This is a genomic window from Acidovorax sp. (genome assembly GCF_046339755.1).
Taxonomy (GTDB): Bacteria; Pseudomonadota; Gammaproteobacteria; order Burkholderiales; family Burkholderiaceae_C; genus Acidovorax.
Window position 1 is genome coordinate 1 of sequence record NZ_JBKDTZ010000383.1, and the last position, 3,034, is coordinate 3,034.

Sequence of the window (3,034 nt, forward strand, 5' to 3'; positions counted from 1 at the left end):
TGGCCTGCACGTACCCCTGTCAACGCTTCGCCATGCACCTCGCGGTGCCCAGCGCATGACTCGGGGACAACATGGTTCGCTAAACCTTTGCTGTGAGGGACTTGCACCCTTTGCTCCTTGCCGGTCTCCCGGCGCACCCGACCGAAAACTGAGCCAGGTGAACGACCTACTCTGCTGCTTTTTTGTGCAGCAGAGGATCAGGAGTGATCACCATGGACATGATTGGCAGGATCCGGCGGCTGCACAGCCGCAAGCAGAAGTCGGTGCGCGAGATCTCGCGCATCACGGGCTTGTCGCGCAACACGATTTCCAAGTGGCTGCACGGCGATGTGGAAGGCGAGCCGAAGTACCGGCGCGCTGAGCAAGACAACAAGCTCACGCCGTTTGGCGATGAACTGCGCCAGGCCTTGACGGCTGATGCGCGACGGCCCCGCCACGAGCGGCGCACGTCCAGGGCCCTGTACGCCCAGATCAAGCTGTCCGGCTACGACGGCGGCTACAGCCGTGTGACGGACTTCGTTCGTCAGTGGCTCCAGCAGGAAGGCCAGGCAGCGGTAGCCAACGCCTTTGTTCCCCTGGCCTTCGAGTTGGGCGAGGCCTACCAGTTCGACTGGAGCGAGGAAGGGATGCTGGTGGGCGGCATCTACTACCGGGTGCAGGTAGCGCACATGAAGCTGTGCGCTTCGCGGGCGTTCTGGCTGGTGGCGTATCCCAGCCAGGGTCACGAGATGCTGTTCGATGCGCACACCCGGTCGTTTGCAGCGCTGGGCGGTGTGGCGCGCCGCGGCATTTACGACAACATGAAGACGGCTGTCGATAAGGTCAAGAAGGGCAAGGGCCGTGTCGTCAACGAGCGCTTCGCCACGATGTGCGCGCACTACCTGGTCGATCCCGACTTCTGCAATGTGGCCTCAGGCTGGGACAGCCAAACGAAGTGCGGCTGCGGCGAAGGCTAACTTGCGAAGCAAGTTAAGCGAAGCGGCCGCAGCCAAAAGGGGGTGGTCGAGAAGAACGTGCAGGACAGCCGTCGGCGCATCTGGATCGACGCGGCCAAGATCAAGTTCGGCAGCTTCGTGGAGCTCAACGCCTGGTTGGCTGACCGGTGCCGGGCCCTGTGGCAGGAGGTGCGCCACCCAGAGCACGCCCAGTTCACCGTGGCCGAGATGCTGGAGCACGAGCGTGCGCATCTGATGCCCATGCCGATCCCGTTTGATGGCTACGTTGAGAAGCCGGCGCGGGTGTCCAGCACTTGCTTGGTGTCGGTGGCGCGCAACCGCTCCTCGGTGCCGTGTGAGCTGGTGGGGCAGGTGGTCAGCACGCGTCTGTACCCGGGCAGCGTGGCGGTGGTGGCTGACGACAAGATCGTGGCGCGTCACGACCGGCTGAGCAATGCCGGCGAGACGCGGTACGACTGGCAGCACTACATCCCGCTGCTGCAGAGGAAGCCGGGGGCGCTGAGGAACGGGGCTCCGTTCGCCGACATGCCCGAACCATTGCAGCGGCTGCGCCGAGGGCTGCTGCGTAACCCGGGCGGGGATCGGGTGATGGCGCAGGTGCTGGCCATCGTGCTGACGGCTGGGCTGGATGCGGTTCTTGTGGCGGTGGAGTTGGCACTGGAGACGGGCCCGCCAGGCAAGGTCAGTGTGGAGCACGTGATCAATGTCATGGGCAGGCTGAACGCACAGCCTGCGCCGCCGACGGCCGCCACGCACCTGAAGGTGGTGACACCGCCTCTGGCAGACACAGCGCGCTATGACCGTCTGCGCGGTGACGGCGCCGACACGGCCGAACACGCTGAAGGGGCCAGCCATGAAGCCTGATGTCCTGGTGGAGTTGAAGGCGCTGCGTCTGCACGGCATGGCCAGCGCGTGGGCTGATCTGACGGAGCAAGGCAGCGGTGGCGGCGGCCTCGAGTCGTCTCGCTGGTTGATCGAGCATCTGTTGCAGGCTGAAGGAACGGACCGGCAGATGCGGTCGGTCAGCCACCAGATGAAGGCCGCGAAGTTCCCCGTGCATCGGGATCTGGCCGGGTTTGACTTCGAGGTCTCGCCGGTGGACCGCAAGCTGGTCAGCACGCTGGCAACCACAGCGTTCACAGACGAAGCGCACAACGTGGTTCTGGTTGGTGGGCCCGGCACCGGCAAGACGCACCTGGCCACAGCCATCGGTGTGGCCGGGGTCACGCGCCATGGCAAGCGGGTACGCTTTTGCTCCACGGTCGATCTGGTCAACGCGCTGGAGCAGGAGAAGGCGCAAGGCAAGGCTGGGCGCATCGCCACGAGCTTGTTGCGCCTGGACCTGGTCATCCTCGATGAGCTGGGGTACCTGCCCTTCAGCCAGGCGGGTGGGGCGTTGCTGTTCCACCTGCTCAGCCGCCTGTACGAGCACACCAGCGTGATGATCACGACCAACCTGGACTTCGCGGAATGGACCAAAGTGTTCGGCGACGCCAAGATGACCACTGCGCTGCTGGACCGGCTAACGCACCATTGCCACATCGTGGAGACGGGCAACGAGTCGGTGCGCTTCAGCCGCAGCACGGCGGCCGCGAAGAAGCGCATCAAGGCCCGGGAACAGGCCCACAAGGGGGCCAAGACAGAGGTTGAGGGCGACGCCTTCTGAAGGAGCGCCGCGCGCGGGGGAAGCCTCTACGGGCTACGCCCTTCGCGTCTTCCCCCGCGCGATCAACACGGCACCAAGGAGGTCGACAAACAAGGCGAAGACCTACACTTATCCACAGCCGGCCCTCGAAAAGTCGGCTTCCACCCCTGGCTCAATATTCGGTCGGCACGGTGGCTCAAATTTGGATCGGCGCGGACACTCGATGCCCGCCGCCTCGACCAGGCGCTCGACGCTGACCTCGGTTTTCAGCCGCTCGATCTCGGTCTCGGGGATGCGTGCCATGGGCAATTCCTTAGTGCGGCGCTGGGTTTTTGATCCAACAGGGCGGAGTAAAAAAATAACTCCACATCAGGATACTCTATCGTAGAGTAACGTCAACCCGGCAACGCACGCCCACCCCCACCGCCAGACC

Annotated in this window: 2 protein-coding genes and 1 pseudogene; 2 read left to right on the forward strand and 1 reads right to left on the reverse strand. The window is 64.4% G+C overall.

From position 1 onward, the window contains the following. Positions 1-212: 212 nt before the first annotated feature. Positions 213-1,820, forward strand: a pseudogene (istA, locus tag ACK59X_RS32765) (IS21 family transposase). Next, entirely contained in the window at positions 1,810-2,622 is an 813-nt protein-coding gene (istB, locus tag ACK59X_RS32770; protein WP_409963363.1) for an IS21-like element helper ATPase IstB, read from the forward strand. Before istA ends, istB begins: the two are co-directional and overlap by 11 nt. A gap of 108 nt (positions 2,623-2,730) precedes the next feature. Here the strand turns inward: istB and ACK59X_RS32775 are convergent, their stop codons facing one another. Then, positions 2,731-2,904: a hypothetical protein gene (locus tag ACK59X_RS32775; RefSeq protein ID WP_409963361.1), complete on the reverse strand. Its 174-nt coding sequence runs from the start codon at positions 2,902-2,904 to the stop codon at positions 2,731-2,733. Between the last annotated feature and the right edge of the window lie 130 nt (positions 2,905-3,034).

Coding starts and splice junctions, on each gene's coding strand:
- istB (WP_409963363.1), top strand. CDS start 1,810: ATGAAGCCTGATGTCCTGGTGGAGTTGAAGGCGCTGCGTCTGCACGGC.
- ACK59X_RS32775 (WP_409963361.1), bottom strand. CDS start 2,904: ATGGCACGCATCCCCGAGACCGAGATCGAGCGGCTGAAAACCGAGGTC.